The following is a 15,346-nucleotide window of genomic DNA, read 5'->3' as shown; positions in this document are numbered from 1 at the left end:
ACGACAGGGAGCGCCACCGCACACCCGCAGACCCCGCGAAAGGACGGTCGTGAAGCTCCTGCACACCTCCGACTGGCACATCGGCCGCACCTTCCACGGCCACTCGAGCGTCGCCGCGCTGGGCCTCGTGCTCGACGCACTGGTCGAGACGGTGCGCTCCGAGGCGGTCGATGTCGTCCTGATCGCGGGCGACGTCTTCGACTCCGCGGTGCCGGCGGCCGAGCACTACACCCTGCTCACCCGCACGCTCGAGGCGATCCGCGCGGCCGGCGCCGAGGTCGTGCTGACCAGCGGCAACCACGACTCCCCCGCCCGGCTGGGCTTCCAGGCCGGACTGCTGCGCGGCTCCGGCGTGCACGTGCTCACCGATCCCGAGGCGTACGCGGAGCCGGTCGTCCTCCGCGACGGGCACGGGGTCGAGGTCGGCGTCTACGGCATCCCCTACCTCGAGCCGGCCCTCTACCGGCACCGGCACCCGGAGGAGTCGCTGCGCCGCCACGAGGACGTCCTCGCCTTCGCGATGCGCCGCATCCGCGCGCACGCCGAGGCGGCCGGGCGGCGCTGGGTGGTGCTCGCGCACTGCTTCGCCGTCGGCGCCCCGGCCGGCACGGTCGAGCGCGACATCACGGCCGGTGGGATCGACTACGTCTCGGTCGACCACTTCGCCGCGGCCGACTACGCGGCGCTCGGGCACATCCACGGGCGGGCGACCCTGCTGCCGAACGTGCGCTACTCCGGCGCTCCGCTGCACTACTCCTTCGGCGAGGCCTCGAAGCCGCGCGGCGGCTGGCTGGTCGAGCTCGGCGCCGACGGGCTCGGCGAGGTGACCTGGTCGGCGCTGCCCGTGCCGCGGCGGCTCAGCGTGATCGAGGGACGGCTGGACGAGCTGCTGAGCGACCCGTCGCTCGCCGAGTACGAGCCGGACTGGGTCTCGGCGGTGCTGACCGACGAGGTCCGCCCGCTCGACGCGATGGCGCGGCTGCAGTCCCGCTTCCCCGGCTGCGCGACGCTCGAGCACCGGCCCCCGCACGCCGCCGTGGACGAGCGGCGCTACGCCGAGCGGATCCGCGGGCGCAGCGACGTCGAGGTGATCGACGACTTCCTCGCGCACGTCCGCGGCGGGCACGGCGCGAGCGAGACGGAGCGCGCGCTCGCGCTCGACGCGCTGGCGCAGGTCGACGCCGAGGCGCTGCGGTGAGGATCCGCCGCCTCTCCTTCGCCGGTCTCGGCCCCTTCCGCGCGGAGCAGGAGATCGACTTCGACCGCCTGGAGGACGTCGGGATCTACCTGATCGCCGGGCGCACCGGCGCCGGCAAGTCGACGATCCTCGACGCGATCAGCTTCGCGCTCTACGGTTCGGTGCCGCGCTTCGACGGCACGGCCTCGCGCCTGCGCAGCGACCACAGCGCCCCCGAGGACGAGACGTTCGCCGAGCTCGACTTCGAGGCGGCCGGCCGGCTCTACCGGGTGCGCCGCTCGCCGGAGTACGAGCGGCCGGCCAAGCGCGGCGGCGGCACCACCCGGCAGGCGGCGAAGGTCGCGCTGCTCGAGCACGTCGACGGCGAGTGGCGGGGGCTCTCCTCGAGCGCGCGGGAGACGGGGGCCGACATCGGCCGGATCGTCGGCCTGACCAAGGACCAGTTCCTCCAGGTCATCCTGCTGGCGCAGAACCGCTTCCACGAGTTCCTGCTGGCCAAGAACGACGACCGGCAGCGGCTGCTGCGCACCCTCTTCGCGACGGAGCGCTACGACCTGCTGCGCCGTCGGCTCGTCGAGCAGCGGCAGGAGAGCGGAGCGGCGCTCGAGGAGGAGCGCGCGGCGGTGACGGCGCTGGCCGACGAGGCGGTCCGGCTCACCGGTGACGAGGAGACGGCGCCGACACCGCCCGATGCGGAGTGGTTCCGCGCCCTGGTGACCCGGCTCGACGCTCCCCTCGCGCTCGCCCGCGACGAGGTGGCGGAGGCCGACGCCGCGTTCCGCGCGGCCGAGACCGCCCGGGACGGGACGCGGCTGGTGAAGCGGGCGCAGGACCGCCGCCGGAACGCGCTGATCGAGGCCGAGGAGCTCGCGGTCGCGGAGTCGCTGGTCGTGCAGCAGCGCGAGCGGATCGAGCGCACGCGGCGGGCGGACGGGGTGCTGCCGCTGCTCAAGGGCGCGCGCACGGCCGCCGAGCGGGCCGTCGCCGCCTCCCGGAGCCGCGACAGCGCGGCCGAGGCGTTCACGGCCGCCTTCGACGAGCCCGCGGACCGAGCCGCGGCCACCCGGGCCGCGGAGCGCCTCGCCGGAACACTCGGCGCGCTCGCCGATGCGCTCGCCGACGAGCGCGGCTTGCCCGAGGCGGTCCGCCGCGCCGAGCGGACCGTCACCGCACGGGAGCGGTCCGCCGCCGCGCTGGCCGTCCTCGATCACGACCTGCGGGCACTGCCCGCCCTTCTCGACGCGCTCTCGGCGGAGGAGGACGCGCTCGCGCCGGACGCGACGGCGCTGCCGGCCCGCACCGAGGAGCTGGCCGCGCTCGAGCGCCGGATCCGCGCCGCCGCCGAGCGCGCGAGTGCCGCGACCGCGCTCGATCGCCTCCGCTCCGCCCACGCCGAGGCGGCCCGGGCGCACGGTGTCCGCGCCGCCGAGCACGCCGAGCTGGTCGCCCGCCGCTTCGCGGGCTTCGCCGGCGAGCTGGCCGGAGCGCTCGTTCGCGGCGACCCGTGCCCGGTCTGCGGCTCCTGCGAGCATCCGCGGCCCGCCGAGCACGGCGAGCTGCCGCCCGTCGGCACCGGCGAGATCGAGAAGGCGCGCACCGCCGTCGACCGCGCCGCCGCCGCGATGGACGCCGCCCGCGAAGCCGAGAGCGCCGGCGCGCTCGCGCTGGCGGCCCTCGAGGAGCGGGCCGGCGCCACGACCGCCGAGGAGCTGCAGACCGCCCGCGCCGAGGCCGAGATGCGGCTCACCGCGTCCCGGAGCGCCGCGACGCGGCTCGAGGAGCTGCGGCGCGAGCGGTCGGACCTCCGTCTCCGCAGTGACGACCTCGCGGCTGCCCTCGAGACAGCCCGCGCCGAGCACCAGCGCCTCAGCTCCGACGCCGCCCTCGCCGCCGAGGCGCTGCGCCTCCTGCGCGAGCGGATCGACGCCCATCGCGACGGTGCGGCCAGCATCGCCGACCGTGTCGCGGCCCTCACCGCACAGCGCCGCCTGGCCGAGGCGCTCGTCGAGGCCGAGGACGCGGCGACCACCCGCCGCGAGGCGGCCGAGGCGGCCGAGGTCCAGCTCGCCGAGGTGATCGCCGACCGCGGCTTCGCGAGCGCCGACGACGCCGAGTCCGCCGCCCTCACCTCGGGCGAGCGCGCCCGCGCCGAGGCCGTGGTCGCCGAGCACGAGCGCCGCCGCAGCGCCGTCGACTCGGTGCTGGCCGACCCCGAGCTCGCCGGCCTGCCGACCGCCCCCGTCGACCTCGCCGCCGCGGAGGAGGACGCGCGCGCCGCCTCCGCCCGCCGCGACGAGGCCCGCTCGCGGCACTCGGTGCTCGAGCACCGCGCCGCCCGGCTCGCCGAGCTGGCGGGCCGCGCCGAGGAGCGCCTGGCGACTCTCGACGAGCGCCTGCGCCGGCACGAGGAGCTCCGCGCCCTCGCCGAGACGATCGACGGCCGCGGGCAGAACACCCGCCGGATGGACCTCGAGGCCTTCGCCCTCGCCGGCCGGCTCGAGGAGATCGTGGCCGCCGCGAATCTGCGGCTGAACGCGATGACCAGCGGCCGCTACGCGCTCGTGCACGACGACTCGCTCGCCTACCGCGGCGCCGCCTCCGGGCTCGGGATCGACGTGCTCGACGCCTTCACCGGCGCCCGCCGGCAGCCCGCGTCGCTCTCCGGCGGCGAGACGTTCCTCGCCTCGCTCGCCCTCGCCCTCGGCCTGGCCGACGTGGTCACCATGCAGTCCGGCGGCGTCTCGCTCGAGACGATGTTCATCGACGAGGGCTTCGGCTCGCTCGACGCCGAGACCCTGGAGACGGCGCTCGGCACGCTCGACGCGCTGCGCTCGGGCGGGCGAACGATCGGCCTGATCAGCCACGTCGACGCGATGCGCGAGCGGCTGCCCACCGGGCTGAAGGTCGTCGTCAGCGACCGCGGCGACAGCAGGATCCTCACGGCGTGACGGAGCGACCCGCTAGGGTCGTCGGCAGTGACACGGGGTGCCCACCAGGGCTGAGATGAGACCCGTCGAACCTGATCTAGTTCGTACTAGCGAAGGGATGTCGCGAATGAGCATTCGCACGCCTGCCCACCCGACCCTCCTCGACGGCGCAGCCGTCGCCCGAGACCTCGGCGAGCTGCGCCGCACCGCGCCGCTCGTCCAGTGCATCACCAACGCGGTGGTCACCGGCTTCACCGCCAACAGCCTGCTGGCGCTCGGCGCGAGTCCCGCGATGTGCGATCTGCCGGGCGAGGCCGGCGTCTTCGCGGGCATCGCCTCCGCGACGCTGGTGAACCTCGGCACCCCGCACGCGGAGCAGCGCGACGGCGCCCGCGAGGCCGTCGCGGCGGCGAGCGCGGCCGGCACCCCCTGGGTGCTCGACCCGGTCGCCGTCGGCCCGCTGCCGGTGCGCACCGCGCTCGCGGCCGAGCTGCTCGAGGCGCGACCCGCGATCATCCGCGGCAACGCCTCTGAGATCCTCGCCCTCGCCGGCCTCGGCGCGGGCGGTCGCGGTGTCGACGCCGTCGACGGCCCGGAGGAGGCGCTGGAGGCCGCGGTCGCGCTCGCCCGCCGCTCAGGAGCCGTCGTCGCCGTCTCGGGTGCCGTCGACGTCGTCACCGACGGCGAGCGCGTCGTCCGCATCACCGGCGGGCACCCGCTGCTCACCCGCGTCACCGGCGGCGGCTGCGCGCTGGGCGCCGTGATGGCCGCCTTCCTCGGCGCCGGCGGCTCCGACCCGCTCGGCGCCGCGGTCGCCGCCTCCGTGGTCTGGGGCCTCGCCGCCGAGCAGGCCGCCGTCACCGCCGCCGGCCCCGGCTCGTTCGCGGTCAGCCTCCTCGACGCTCTCGCCGCACTCACCGCCGACGAGGTCGAGAGCGGAGCGCGGATCGCATGATCGACCTCTCGCTCCAGCTCGTCACCGACACCCGCCTCTGCGGTCCGCGCGGAGTCCCGGCCGTCGTCGCCGCGGCCGTCGCCGGCGGTGTCCGCGTCGTCCAGGTCCGCGACCACGAGGCGACCGCCGCCGAGCTCGTCGCCCTGACCTGCGCCGTCGCCGCCGTCCTCGACGAGCGCACGACCCTGCTGGTCGACGACCGCGTCGACGTCGTCCTCGCCGCCCGCCTGGCCGGCGCCCGAGTCGACGGCGTGCACGTCGGACAGTCCGATCTCCCGGTCCTCGCCGCGCGCCGCATCCTCGGCGCCGGCGCGGTGATCGGGCTGACGGCGAACACTCCGGCCCACCTCGCCGCCGCCCACGCCCTGCCCGCCGGCACCGTCGACTACCTCGGCGTCGGCGTGATCCGGGCGACGGCGACCAAGCCCGACCACCCGGTCCCGCTCGGCATCGACGGCTTCGCCGCCCTCGCCGCCGCGACGCCGCTCCCCTGCGTCGCCATCGGCGGCGTCACTGCCGGCGACGCCGCGGCCCTGCGCCGCGCCGGCGCGGCCGGTCTCGCGATCGTCTCGGCGATCTGCGCGGCCGACGATCCGGAGTCCGCGGCCCGCGCCTTCCGAGCGGAGTGGGACCGATGAGCGCCGCGCTCCCGCAGCCCCGGCCGATCCCCCGCGTCCTCAGCATCGCCGGCACCGACCCGACCGGCGGCGCCGGCATCCAGGCCGACCTCAAGTCGATCGGCGCGCTCGGCGGCTACGGGATGGCCGTGGTCACCGCGCTCGTCGCGCAGAACACGCGCGGTGTGCGCTCGATCCATCTGCCGCCCGCCGCCTTCCTCCGCGAGCAGTTGGACGCGGTCAGCGACGACGTCGAGATCGACGCCGTGAAGATCGGCATGATCGCGAACGCCGAGCTGGGCGGGATCATAGCCGCCTGGCTGGACGACGTCCGCCCGCCGCTGGTCGTCGTCGACCCGGTCATGGTCGCGACCAGCGGCCACCGCCTGCTCGACCCCGAGGCGGAGGATGCGGTCCGCGCGCTCGTCCGCCGTGCCGGCCTGGTCACGCCCAACCTCCCCGAGCTGGCCGTCCTCGCCGGAGCGGAGCCGGCCGCCGACTGGTCCTCCGCGCTCGAGCAGGCCCGCTCCGTGGCTGGGGATCTCGGCACCGCGGTCCTGGTGAAGGGCGGGCATCTCGACGGCCCCGCGACGCCCGACGCGATCGTCACCGCGGACGGCGGCGTGCGCGAGGTGCCCGGCGAGCGCGTCGCCACCCGGAACACCCACGGCACCGGCTGCTCGCTGTCCTCCGCGATGGCGACGCTCCTCGCCGGCAACGGGACGACTCCGGACGTGCTCACGCAGGCGCTGACCGACGCCAAGGACTGGCTGAACGGCGCCCTCCGCGGCGCCGATGCGCTCCGTGTCGGCGAGGGCAACGGCCCGATCGACCACTTCCACCGCCTGCGCGCCCCGGCGTTCTGCGAGCGGATGTGGGCCGAGACGGAGCAGCTCCGCGCCGAGATCGACGCGCTGCCGTTCGTGACGGCGCTCGGCGACGGCTCCCTCGCCCGCGACGACTTCGAGTGGTATCTCGAGCAGGACGCGCTCTACCTGACCGAGTACGCCCGGGTCCTCGCGGTCGCGGCGCAGCGCGCGCCGAGCACCGCCGAGCAGGTGTTCTGGGCGGAGTCGTCGGCCTCGGCTCTGGCGGCGGAGGCGCAGCTGCACCGCGACCGCCTCGGCGAGCGCCCGGCGACGGCCTCCCCCGTCACCCGCGGCTACGTCGACCACCTGCTCGCGGTCGGCACGAGAGGGAGCTACGGCGAGATCGTCGCCGCGCTGCTGCCCTGCTTCTGGCTCTACGCGGACATCGGCGAGCGCCTCGCCGCGGCGAACCGGCCCGGGCACCCCTACGCGGACTGGCTCGTCACCTACGCGGATCCTGCCTTCGCCGTCGCGACCGAGCGCGCGATCGCGATCACCGAGGCGGCCGCCGCCCGCGGCACGAACGCGGAACGCGCCGCCATGGGCGACGCGTTCCTGCGCTCGAGCGTGTTCGAGCGCGACTTCTTCGCGGCTCCGCTCAGCCGATCGCCTCGCGGAGGACGTGCATGAGCGCGTCCAGCTGAACCGTGTCGGCCGAGGCGACCTCGGCGTCCGCGCCGTCGAGTGCGCGGGCGGCGAGGCCGGCCTTCGCGTCGATCAGCTCGGCGATCTTGGCGTCGATCGTGTGCGCTGCGATGATGCGCCAGGCCGTGACCGGCTCCTCCTGGCCGATGCGGTGCACGCGGTCGATCGCCTGCGTCTGCTCGGCCGAGGTCCAGGACAGCTCGGCCAGGACGACGTTGGACGAGGCCTGCAGGTTGACGCCGACGCCCGCCGCGGTGAGCGAGCAGACCGCGACCGAGACGTCGGGGTCCTCGTTGAAGGCGTCGATCTGCGACTGGCGGAACGTCGCCGACTGGTCGCCGCGGATCGAGACGGAGGTGAGATCGCGCTTCTCGAAGGTCTCCTCCGCCTGGTCCATCACGTCGATGTGCTTGGCGAAGAAGACCACCTTGCCGACCGAGCGGGCCAGCTGCGAGGCGTAGTCGGCGGCGAGCGCCGCCTTGGCCTGGCCGATCCGGCGCACCATCGTGAAGACGTTCTCGCCGGTCTTGGCCGACTTCGACTCCTCGAGCTCGCTCTGCGCGACGATGCGGACGAAGCGCTCGCGCTCGTCGTCGTCGAGCTCGTGCGTGATCGACGCGGTGACGGCCTTGTAGCGCTGCAGCATCCGGGCGCCGAGCTCGCGCTCCGCCTTCTGGATCGAGCGGCCGAGGTCGTCGTCCAGCTCGACCGGCAGGTCGACGATCCGCTTCGAGGGCAGGTCCGCCGCGACGTCGATCTTCTTCCGCCGGACGATGCCGAGGTCGATGACCGCCTCGCGCGCCTCCGGGTAGAAGCCGGTGTCCGCGGGGGTGAGCCCGGTGTCCTCGAGCAGGCTCATCAGCTCGGGCCCGGGCTTGGTCTCGTCGATCCAGCCGAGGAAGCGCCAGATCGCGCGGAAGTCGTCCACGTCGTTGATCAGCGGCGTTCCCGTGAGGGCGATCATCAGCGGGTCGTGGCCCGGCGTCGTCTCGCGGATCTTCGCGGCCAGCGCCAGCACGCTCTGCGAGCGCTGCGAGCGGAGGTTCTTGATGAAGTGCGCCTCGTCGACGACCATGCCGCGGAAGCCGAGGCTGCCGAGCCAGCCGATGTGCCGGTCGAGGATGTCGTAGTTGACGATCACGACGTCGGCGAACGCGTCGAGCGTGCCGCCGTCGCCGTGGATGACGGTGGCGCGGCGCTGCGGCGTCCAGCGCTCGACCTCGCGCGCCCAGTTCATCTTCACGACGTTGGGCACGACGGCCAGCAGCGGGTAGGAGCCGGTGACGGACGCGGCGAGGAGGCTCTGCGCCGTCTTGCCGAGGCCCGGCTCGTCGGCGAGCAGGAAGCTGCGGTGCCCCTCGCGCGCGCCCTCGATGAAGCGGGCCTGGTGCGGCATCAGGTCGCGCCCGCGCGGCGTCACCCGGTCGATCTTCGGCGGCTCGGGCAGCTCCATGCTGGCGGCGCGGCCGCCGGCGCCGTACTCGAACGCCTTGAAGAGCGGACCGAGCAGCTCCCAGTCGTCGAGGCGACGGCGGGCGGGGGTGGGCGCGCTGGCGATCGAGAAGTCCGGCGGGAGGAAGGGGTTGGCGAGCTGGCGCGCGCGCACCGACGGCGGCACGACCTGGTTGACCGGCACCTCCGGCTTGGGCTCCGGCTCGGTCACGATCAGCAGCTCGTCGGGGCTCAGCTCGGCGCCGGCCTCCAGCAGCCAGTCGCGGCGCAGCTTCTGCGCGGCCGCGGTGATGCCGGCCTCCGACTCGAGCAGGGCGATCAGGCTGGTGTCGCGCGCCGCGGTCTTCGCGAGGATCGTCGCGATGCCGTCGAGGCGCTTCATCTCCTCCGCGCGCTGCGAGTCGCTCAGCTCGGTGTCGGTCTTCACCCGCTTGCGCTCCTCGCGCATCAGTAAGGCGATCACCAGGAACTTCGTCCGGTTGGTGGGCCCGACCTTGCCGGTCTGGGCCTTCGCCTCGACCTCGCGCACGCGACGGGCGAGGATCGGGATGATCCCGGAGTTGTCGACGCCGCGCGGGCGCGATCGGGGCCGAGTTCCCGGGCTCGCGCTCGTCGAACGACGCGACTGACCGGACTGACGCTGGCCGCTGCGAGCCATGCTCCTCCTCGACGTGGACGGGGGCGGAGGAGGGGTTCCCGCGCTCTACCGTCGCATTGCACTGTGCGTGTCTTGCGTGCTGTGCGTGTCTTGACTGCACCGCGTGTGTTGCACTGGCCGCGTCGCGTCGGGGACGAGACGGGCACCGATGCACCCGGTGGCCGTCGGGAGCTCCGAGCAACGGGTCTGAGACCCGGTCGCAGCATCCCCGGCGTGCGGGTGCGCGACGAGTCTACTCCTCAGCGCCGGATCGGCCGCACCCCACGCCTCCGGTCGCGTTCAGCGCCCGCGGGATCACTCGGCGACGCGCACCCGGATGATCAGGCCCGCGGCGACCACGACGCCGACCGCGGCGAGGTGGAGCGAGGACCAGACGGCGTCCGGGAAGGAGAACGGGAAGACCGGGTTCCAGAGCACGACGATCGGCGCGAGCCCGATCAACCAGTAGTACGCCTTCGCCTGGATCGCGAACCAGCCGATGACGGCCGCGAGGATCGCCACCGGGTACCGGACGAAGTCGTAGGCGTCGCCGCCGACCAGCGCGAGCCCCGCGAGCAGGATGATCGCCTCGAGGATCCCCGGCGCCAGCGCCATCCGCGCGCTCGAGCGGGACGGGTAGCGGGCGGTCGTGCCGCCGCGCGGGGGGCCGGACTTCTCAGCGTTCACCCGTCGATCGTACGGGGCGGAGATCTGTCGAGGATCCGGACACCCCCGGGGCGGCATACCCCCGCCGGGTATCGGCGTCCCGGCGTAAACTGGGCGGGTGATCGAGGATCTGAAGAAGCGCTCCCTGCACCGCGCCCGCATCCTGGCGGGCCAGATGCGCGGCCTCGAGAAGGCCATCGAGAACGAGGACTACTGCGTCGACATCGTCACGCAGTCGCTCGCCATCCAGAAGTCGCTCGGCTCGCTGAACAAGCTGATCGTCGAGAACCACCTGCGCACCCACGTGACCGCGATGTTCGACGAGGGCGGCGACGCGCGCGAGGCCGCCATCGCCGAGCTCGTGAAGATCTTCGAGCTGTCGAACAACCGCTCGTGACCGCGCTCACCGCCGTCCGCGGCGACATCACCCGCGAGCAGATCGACGTGATCGTCAACGCCGCCAACTCGTCGCTGCTGGGCGGCGGCGGGGTGGACGGCGCGATCCACCGCGCGGGCGGTCCCGAGATCCTCGAGGAGTGCCGGCGCCTCCGGGCCGGCGAGCTGCGCGATGGACTCCCCGCCGGCTCCGCGGTCGCGACCACCGCCGGCCGCCTCCCCGCCCGCTGGGTCGTGCACACCGTCGGCCCCGTGTACTCGCGGAGTGACGACCGCTCCGCCGTCCTCGCCTCCGCCTACACCGAGTCGATCCGCGTCGCCCGCTCCCTCGGCGCCCGCACCGTCGCCTTCCCGGCCGTCTCCGCCGGCGTCTACGGCTGGCCGATGGCCGGCGCGGCCCGCATCGCCGTCGACTCCGTCCGGCTCGCCGCCGCCGAGGACGGGCCGGGCGCCCTCGACGAGATCCGCTTCGTCCTCTTCTCGGACGACGCCCTCGCCGCCTTCCGCGCGGCGCTCGGCTAGCTCGCCGTCCCGGTCGCGGCGCCGGCACCCGCGTCCACTCCGGTACCGGAGTCCGTGCCCGAGTCCGTCCCGGTGCCGCTCCCCTGATCGCCGAACGACCCGGGCCCGCCACCGCCGGGGAAGCCGCCGTCCGGCATCCCGCCCCGCTGCGACGGGTCGAATCCGCCGACGGCGGACGACCCGACCGAGTTCCCGACGGCGTAGCCGATCCCGAAGCCGCCGCCCAGCAGCAGCAGACCGGCGAGGACGGCGAGCGCGATCCACCGGGCGCGGCGTCGCCGCCAGAGCGGCTGTCGCGACCGTGCCGGCTCCGCCGCGCCCGGTGCCGCAGTCCCCGCCGTCGGCGGCGGCCACTCCGCCGTCGTCGGTCCCTGGTTCTCGATCGTGCTGCTCATGCTGCGCCTCCGGCTCTCGTCCGCACCCGGCCGGGTGCAGATTCGAGAGTGCCGTCGCCGCCTATGCCCCCGGCAAGAGCCGATGATCGATCCCCGAAGAGCTCTGCCGTCCCCCGGCCGCGCACTCTCTCGAGCGCCCGGGAACAACGGAGGGAGCCGGACCCCTCGGTCATGGCTCCCTCCGGCTCCGCAGAGCTGCTCGACGGTGAGGCGCTACGCCGTCTTCGGCCGCGCGAACTCGTCGTACGGCAGCGTGATCGGCCGGGTGCGCGGCGGCATCCGCAGCACCGAGTCGAGGGCCGGCCCGAGGGCCTCGCGCCAGGCGCCGTAGCCGGCCTCGTTGAGGTGCAGGCCGTCGGGCGAGTACTGCTCGAGCAGGGCGCCGTCCTCGCCGGCGAGCACCGGCCAGAGGTCGAGGTAGCCGGCGTGCGCGGTGGGCGCGAACTGCCAGAGGTGGCGGTTGACCTCGCGGATCTGCGCGCCGAACTCGCGGGCGCGCGGCAGGATCGAGGTCACCAGGATCCGCACGTCCGGGAGGTCTCGGCGGAAGGTCGCGACGATGGTCTCGATGTTGCGCACGATGTGCTCGGTCGTGCGGTGGTAGGCCAGGTCGTTCGTCCCGACGAGCAGGACCACCGTGTCGGGCGCCGCCTCGACGAGCTCGGGCAGCCGCTCGACGACGTCGTCGCTGGTCGCTCCGCCGATGCCCTCGTCGACGACCGTCGACGCGGTCAACCACTCGTCCCAGGACCCGCCCTGGATGATGCTGTCGCCGATGAAGGCGACCTTTCCCAGCTGGAGATCGCGCCCCGCGTCCGTGTCCGATCGTTCGCTCATCGTGCTCCTCTCGTTCGCGTCCGAGGCGGCGTCGCCGCCCGCGGACCCCTCCATTGTCACCGCTGCGCCCCGCGCCCACCAGGGGAGCGCTCCTCGCCGGCGTCGGCGAGGTCGGTCGCGGTGGCCGTGATGCGGTTGGCCATCCCGTTGAAGATCACGCCGTGGAACGGCAGCACGGCGAACCAGTAGAGCCGCCCGCCGAGCCCCTGCGGGAAGAACACGGCACGCTGGGTGTAGACCGAGCCGCCGTCCTCGCCGGGCTCCGCGCGCATCTCCAGCCAGGCGCCGCCGGGCACCTTCATCTCGGCGCGCAGGCGCAGCAGCGTCGGCCGCTCGATCGCCTCGACGCGCCAGAAGTCCAGGGCGTCGCCCGCGTGCAGCCGCTCGGAGTCGCGGCGCCCGCGCTGCAGGCCCACTCCCCCGACGAGCTTGTCCATCCAGCCGCGGATCGCCCAGGCCAGCGGGAAGGAGTACCAGCCGTTGGTGCCGCCGATGCCCTCGATGACCCGCCAGAGCTTCGCCGGGTCGGCGTCCGTCCGGCGCACCTTGAGGTCGACGTAGACCGTGTGGCCGGCCCACTCCGGGTCGCTCGGCAGCGGGTCGCTGGGGGCGCCGACGACCTCGGCGTTCTGCCAGCTGGTCTCGATCTCGCCCGCCTGCATCTTGCCCAGCGCGAGCCGGACCGAGCGGCGGTACGGCGTCAGCCCGCCCTCGGGGTCCGGGATCAGCGCGCGGATGTCGTCCTCGCGCACCACGCAGTCGTACTGCAGCGACGCGATGATCGGCACCGCGAGCGAGCGCGGGATCGGCGTCACCAGGTTGACCCACTGCGAGGCGAGCCACGGCGTGAAGACCGGCAACGAGGCGATCGGCCGCTGCGCGAGCCCCGCCTCGACCGCGTAGCCGTTCATCATCTGGCCGTAGCGGAGGACGTCCGGCCCGCCGATGTCGAAGGTGCGGTTCAGCGTCGCGTCCTCGAGGGCGGCGGCGCCGAGCAGGTAGTGCAGCACGTCGCGGACGGCGATCGGCTGGATGAAGTTGCGGACCCACTGCGGCGCGGGCATGTACGGCAGGACGTCGGTGAGGTGGCGGACCATCTCGAACGAGGTGGAGCCGGAGCCGATGATGACGCCGGCCTGCAGCGCGATCGTCGGCACGCCGGACGCCATCAGGATGCGGCCGACCTCGGCCCGCGAGCGCAGGTGCGGCGAGAGCTTCTCGACGTCGGGGTGCAGACCGCCGAGGTAGACGATCCGGTCGACACCGGCCGCGAGCGCGGCCTCGGCGACGTTCATCGCGGCGCGGCTCTCCACCTGCTCGAAGCGCGCGTGATCGGCGCCCGAGCCCATCGAGTGCACGAGGTAGTAGAGGACGTCGACGCCCTCGAACGCGGCCGCCAGCGACTCCGGGTCGCTGAGATCGCCCTGCGCCACCTCGACCTCCTCGGCCCACGGGACCTCGGCGAGCTTCCGCGGGTCGCGGACCAGCACGCGGACCCGGTAGCCGGCCTCGAGCAGGCGCGGGGTGAGGCGGCCGCCGATGTAGCCGGTCGCTCCGGTGACGAGCGCCAGCGGGCGCGACGGGTCAGAGGGGCGCGACGGGGCGGGTGAGGATTCGCTCATGCGAGCCACGGTACGCCGCCGCCCCTGGGCGCTCTCCCGCTGGTGCGCCGCTCCGGCCACTGCTAGGACCGCCGGGGCCGCCCTGCCGAGTCCGGGAGCGTCAGCCGGCCGGTCGCTCCGCGCCGAGGATCGTGCGGACCTTCTCGACGTCGTCGTTCATCTGCCGGATCAGCGGCTCGACGCCCTCGTAGGCCACCTGGCCGCGGATGCGCGAGACGAAGGCCACGTCGACGACGCGGTCGTAGAGGTCGATCGTCTCGTCCAGCAGGTAGGCCTCGACCTGCTTGGGCGGCACGCCGACGAAGGTCGGGTTGCTGCCGACCGAGATCGCGGCCGGGTAGCTGCGGCCCTCGGTGACGAAGCGGCCGGCGTAGACGCCGTCGGCGGGGATCAGCCCCTGCGACTCGGGCGAGAGGTTCGCGGTCGGGAAGCCGAGTTCGCGGCCGCGCTTGGCGCCGTGCACGACGACCCCGCGCACCACCGGCTCGTGGCCGAGCAGCCAGGTCGCGTGCTCGACGTCGCCCTCGGCGAGCAGCTCGCGGATCCAGGTGGAGGACACCCGGCGGCCGTGCTCCGGCCGCACGTCGTCGATCAGCTCGACCTCGAAGCCGTGGGTCTCCCCCAGCTCCCGCAGCATCGCGACGTCGCCGGCGCCGTGGGCACCGAAGCGGAAGTCGGAGCCGACCAGCACCACGCGCGCCTCCAGGGCGTCGACGAGCACCTGCTGCACGAACTCCTCGGGGGTGAGCGCGCGGAACCGCTCGTCGAACGCCAGCAGCAGGGTCGCGTCGATCCCCGTCCCGGCCAGCAGCTCGAGCTTCTGCTCGTTGCCGACCAGCGCCGGCGGGCACTTCTCCGGAGCGATGACGCTGAGCGGATTGCGGTCGAAGGTGACGACGACCGCCGCGAGACCGCGCTCGCGGGCCCGCGCGTGCAGGGTGTCGATGACGGCCCGGTGGCCGGTGTGCACGCCGTCGAACTTGCCGATGGTGACCGCGGACGGGCCGATGCCGGTGAGGTCGGCCGGGCGCTGCTCGACGCGCATCAGGCCTGCTTCCCCGCGGAGGAGCGCCGGCCCTGCACCCGCAGCCACCAGAGCCCGAGCACCGGCAGCACGAGCGGGATGAGCAGGTAGCCCGCGCCGAACGCCGCCCAGACCGTCGACTGCCGGCCGAACGGATCCGCGCTCGAGAGCCCGAGCAGCTGCGGCACGAGCACGCTGATCGCGCCGACGACGAGCACGCCCACCAGCTCGAAGGTGATGGTCACGAAGGCGATGCGCTGCCAGATGCGACCGGGAGCCACGAGGGCGATCGTCGCGACGATGTAGACGACGGCGGAGAGCGCCGAGAGCGAGAACGCGAGCGGCGCCTCGTCGAAGCGGTCGATGATCTGGAAGACCGAGCGGCCCGTCGCGGCGAGCGCGAGGATGCCGTAGACGACCACGAGGAGGCTGCCGATCCCCCGGGACCGCGCCGAGCGGGCGGGGCGCTGATCGGGGTTCGGCAGAGCTGGGTCCTGGGCCGCCCGTCCGGGCGCATCGCTGGGTTGGTTCGACATCGCAGGGTCAATGGTAGGCGCTCGCTGCGCCCTCTCCCCCTCGGCCGG

The 15,346-nt window shown here is 74.4% G+C and carries 14 protein-coding genes and 1 riboswitch; of the genes, 7 read left to right on the top strand and 7 right to left on the bottom strand.

What is annotated here, in order from left to right:
* Nucleotides 1–49 precede the first annotated feature (49 nt).
* The 5 genes from EDF17_RS05515 to thiD all read left to right on the top strand — a co-directional run bounded on the left by EDF17_RS05515 (nucleotide 50) and on the right by thiD (nucleotide 7,196).
* Nucleotides 50–1,198, top strand: coding sequence for an exonuclease SbcCD subunit D (locus EDF17_RS05515; protein ID WP_123445551.1), 1,149 nt, complete (start codon nucleotides 50–52; stop codon nucleotides 1,196–1,198).
* Nucleotides 1,195–4,146 (top strand): AAA family ATPase, encoded by a 2,952-nt coding sequence (locus EDF17_RS05510; protein ID WP_123445550.1) that lies wholly within the window; start codon nucleotides 1,195–1,197, stop codon nucleotides 4,144–4,146. The genes EDF17_RS05515 and EDF17_RS05510 overlap by 4 nt, the downstream gene beginning before the upstream one ends.
* Before the next feature lie 23 nt (nucleotides 4,147–4,169).
* Nucleotides 4,170–4,261, top strand: a riboswitch (TPP riboswitch).
* Nucleotides 4,253–5,080 carry a hydroxyethylthiazole kinase gene (thiM, locus tag EDF17_RS05505; protein ID WP_123445549.1) on the top strand — a complete coding sequence of 276 codons (828 nt, stop codon included), beginning with the start codon at nucleotides 4,253–4,255 and terminating at the stop codon, nucleotides 5,078–5,080. Its footprint overlaps the riboswitch before it by 9 nt.
* Nucleotides 5,077–5,718 carry a thiamine phosphate synthase gene (gene thiE / locus EDF17_RS05500; protein ID WP_123445548.1) on the top strand — a complete coding sequence of 214 codons (642 nt, stop codon included), beginning with the start codon at nucleotides 5,077–5,079 and terminating at the stop codon, nucleotides 5,716–5,718. Before thiM ends, thiE begins: the two co-directional genes overlap by 4 nt.
* Complete coding sequence (thiD, locus tag EDF17_RS05495) at nucleotides 5,715–7,196, top strand: bifunctional hydroxymethylpyrimidine kinase/phosphomethylpyrimidine kinase (RefSeq protein WP_123445547.1); 1,482 nt, start codon at nucleotides 5,715–5,717, stop codon at nucleotides 7,194–7,196. Before thiE ends, thiD begins: the two co-directional genes overlap by 4 nt.
* On the opposite strand, the gene EDF17_RS05490 is transcribed toward thiD, so the two are convergent.
* Both EDF17_RS05490 and EDF17_RS05485 read right to left on the bottom strand, forming a co-directional pair.
* Nucleotides 7,165–9,321 carry a DEAD/DEAH box helicase gene (locus tag EDF17_RS05490; protein ID WP_123445546.1) on the bottom strand — a complete coding sequence of 719 codons (2,157 nt, stop codon included), beginning with the start codon at nucleotides 9,319–9,321 and terminating at the stop codon, nucleotides 7,165–7,167. The two genes, thiD and EDF17_RS05490, sit on opposite strands and share 32 nt — an antisense overlap.
* 294 nt (nucleotides 9,322–9,615) lie before the next feature.
* The gene (locus EDF17_RS05485) at nucleotides 9,616–9,987 is read right to left on the bottom strand and encodes a DUF6804 family protein (protein ID WP_243586532.1); all 372 of its coding nucleotides are present in this window, start codon (nucleotides 9,985–9,987) and stop codon (nucleotides 9,616–9,618) included.
* 97 nt (nucleotides 9,988–10,084) lie between these two features.
* On the opposite strand from EDF17_RS05485, the gene EDF17_RS05480 reads away from it, so the two are divergent.
* Nucleotides 10,085–10,363 carry a metal-sensitive transcriptional regulator gene (locus EDF17_RS05480; protein WP_123445545.1) on the top strand — a complete coding sequence of 93 codons (279 nt, stop codon included), beginning with the start codon at nucleotides 10,085–10,087 and terminating at the stop codon, nucleotides 10,361–10,363.
* The gene (locus EDF17_RS05475; protein ID WP_123445544.1) at nucleotides 10,360–10,884 is read left to right on the top strand and encodes an O-acetyl-ADP-ribose deacetylase; all 525 of its coding nucleotides are present in this window, start codon (nucleotides 10,360–10,362) and stop codon (nucleotides 10,882–10,884) included. Before EDF17_RS05480 ends, EDF17_RS05475 begins: the two co-directional genes overlap by 4 nt.
* On the opposite strand, the gene EDF17_RS05470 is transcribed toward EDF17_RS05475, so the two are convergent.
* The 5 genes from EDF17_RS05470 to EDF17_RS05450 all read right to left on the bottom strand — a co-directional run bounded on the left by EDF17_RS05470 (nucleotide 10,881) and on the right by EDF17_RS05450 (nucleotide 15,298).
* Nucleotides 10,881–11,279, bottom strand: a complete 399-nt coding sequence (locus EDF17_RS05470; protein WP_123445543.1) for a hypothetical protein — start codon at nucleotides 11,277–11,279, stop codon at nucleotides 10,881–10,883. The genes EDF17_RS05475 and EDF17_RS05470 overlap by 4 nt on opposite strands.
* Before the next feature lie 213 nt (nucleotides 11,280–11,492).
* On the bottom strand, nucleotides 11,493–12,116 hold the full coding sequence (locus EDF17_RS05465) for a GDSL-type esterase/lipase family protein (protein WP_123445987.1): 624 nt from the start codon (nucleotides 12,114–12,116) through the stop codon (nucleotides 11,493–11,495).
* A gap of 56 nt (nucleotides 12,117–12,172) precedes the next feature.
* Nucleotides 12,173–13,738: an SDR family oxidoreductase gene (locus EDF17_RS05460; protein ID WP_123445542.1), complete on the bottom strand. Its 1,566-nt coding sequence runs from the start codon at nucleotides 13,736–13,738 to the stop codon at nucleotides 12,173–12,175.
* A 100-nt stretch (nucleotides 13,739–13,838) separates the two neighbouring features.
* Nucleotides 13,839–14,783 (bottom strand): bifunctional riboflavin kinase/FAD synthetase, encoded by a 945-nt coding sequence (locus tag EDF17_RS05455; RefSeq protein ID WP_123445541.1) that lies wholly within the window; start codon nucleotides 14,781–14,783, stop codon nucleotides 13,839–13,841.
* A complete protein-coding gene (locus tag EDF17_RS05450) occupies nucleotides 14,783–15,298 on the bottom strand; it encodes a hypothetical protein (protein ID WP_243732793.1) in 516 nt (171 codons plus the stop codon). Before EDF17_RS05450 ends, EDF17_RS05455 begins: the two co-directional genes overlap by 1 nt.
* Nucleotides 15,299–15,346: the final 48 nt, after the last annotated feature.

It is taken from the genome of Rathayibacter sp. PhB1, from assembly GCF_004362935.1.
GTDB classification, from domain to species: domain Bacteria; phylum Actinomycetota; class Actinomycetes; order Actinomycetales; family Microbacteriaceae; genus Rathayibacter; species Rathayibacter festucae.
Note: the sequence above shows the minus strand (reverse complement) of the source record. Positions and strands in the feature narration are given on the sequence as shown.

Bases quoted from the DNA above. Each gene is read 5' to 3' on its own strand.
- thiM (WP_123445549.1), top strand. From the start codon at position 4,253: ATGAGCATTCGCACGCCTGCCCACCCGACCCTCCTCGACGGCGCAGCC.
- thiE (WP_123445548.1), top strand. From the start codon at position 5,077: ATGATCGACCTCTCGCTCCAGCTCGTCACCGACACCCGCCTCTGCGGT.
- thiD (WP_123445547.1), top strand. From the start codon at position 5,715: ATGAGCGCCGCGCTCCCGCAGCCCCGGCCGATCCCCCGCGTCCTCAGC.
- EDF17_RS05490 (WP_123445546.1), bottom strand. From the start codon at position 9,321: ATGGCTCGCAGCGGCCAGCGTCAGTCCGGTCAGTCGCGTCGTTCGACG.
- EDF17_RS05470 (WP_123445543.1), bottom strand. From the start codon at position 11,279: ATGAGCAGCACGATCGAGAACCAGGGACCGACGACGGCGGAGTGGCCG.
- EDF17_RS05465 (WP_123445987.1), bottom strand. From the start codon at position 12,116: ATGAGCGAACGATCGGACACGGACGCGGGGCGCGATCTCCAGCTGGGA.
- EDF17_RS05460 (WP_123445542.1), bottom strand. From the start codon at position 13,738: ATGAGCGAATCCTCACCCGCCCCGTCGCGCCCCTCTGACCCGTCGCGC.
- EDF17_RS05455 (WP_123445541.1), bottom strand. From the start codon at position 14,783: ATGCGCGTCGAGCAGCGCCCGGCCGACCTCACCGGCATCGGCCCGTCC.
- EDF17_RS05450 (WP_243732793.1), bottom strand. From the start codon at position 15,298: ATGTCGAACCAACCCAGCGATGCGCCCGGACGGGCGGCCCAGGACCCA.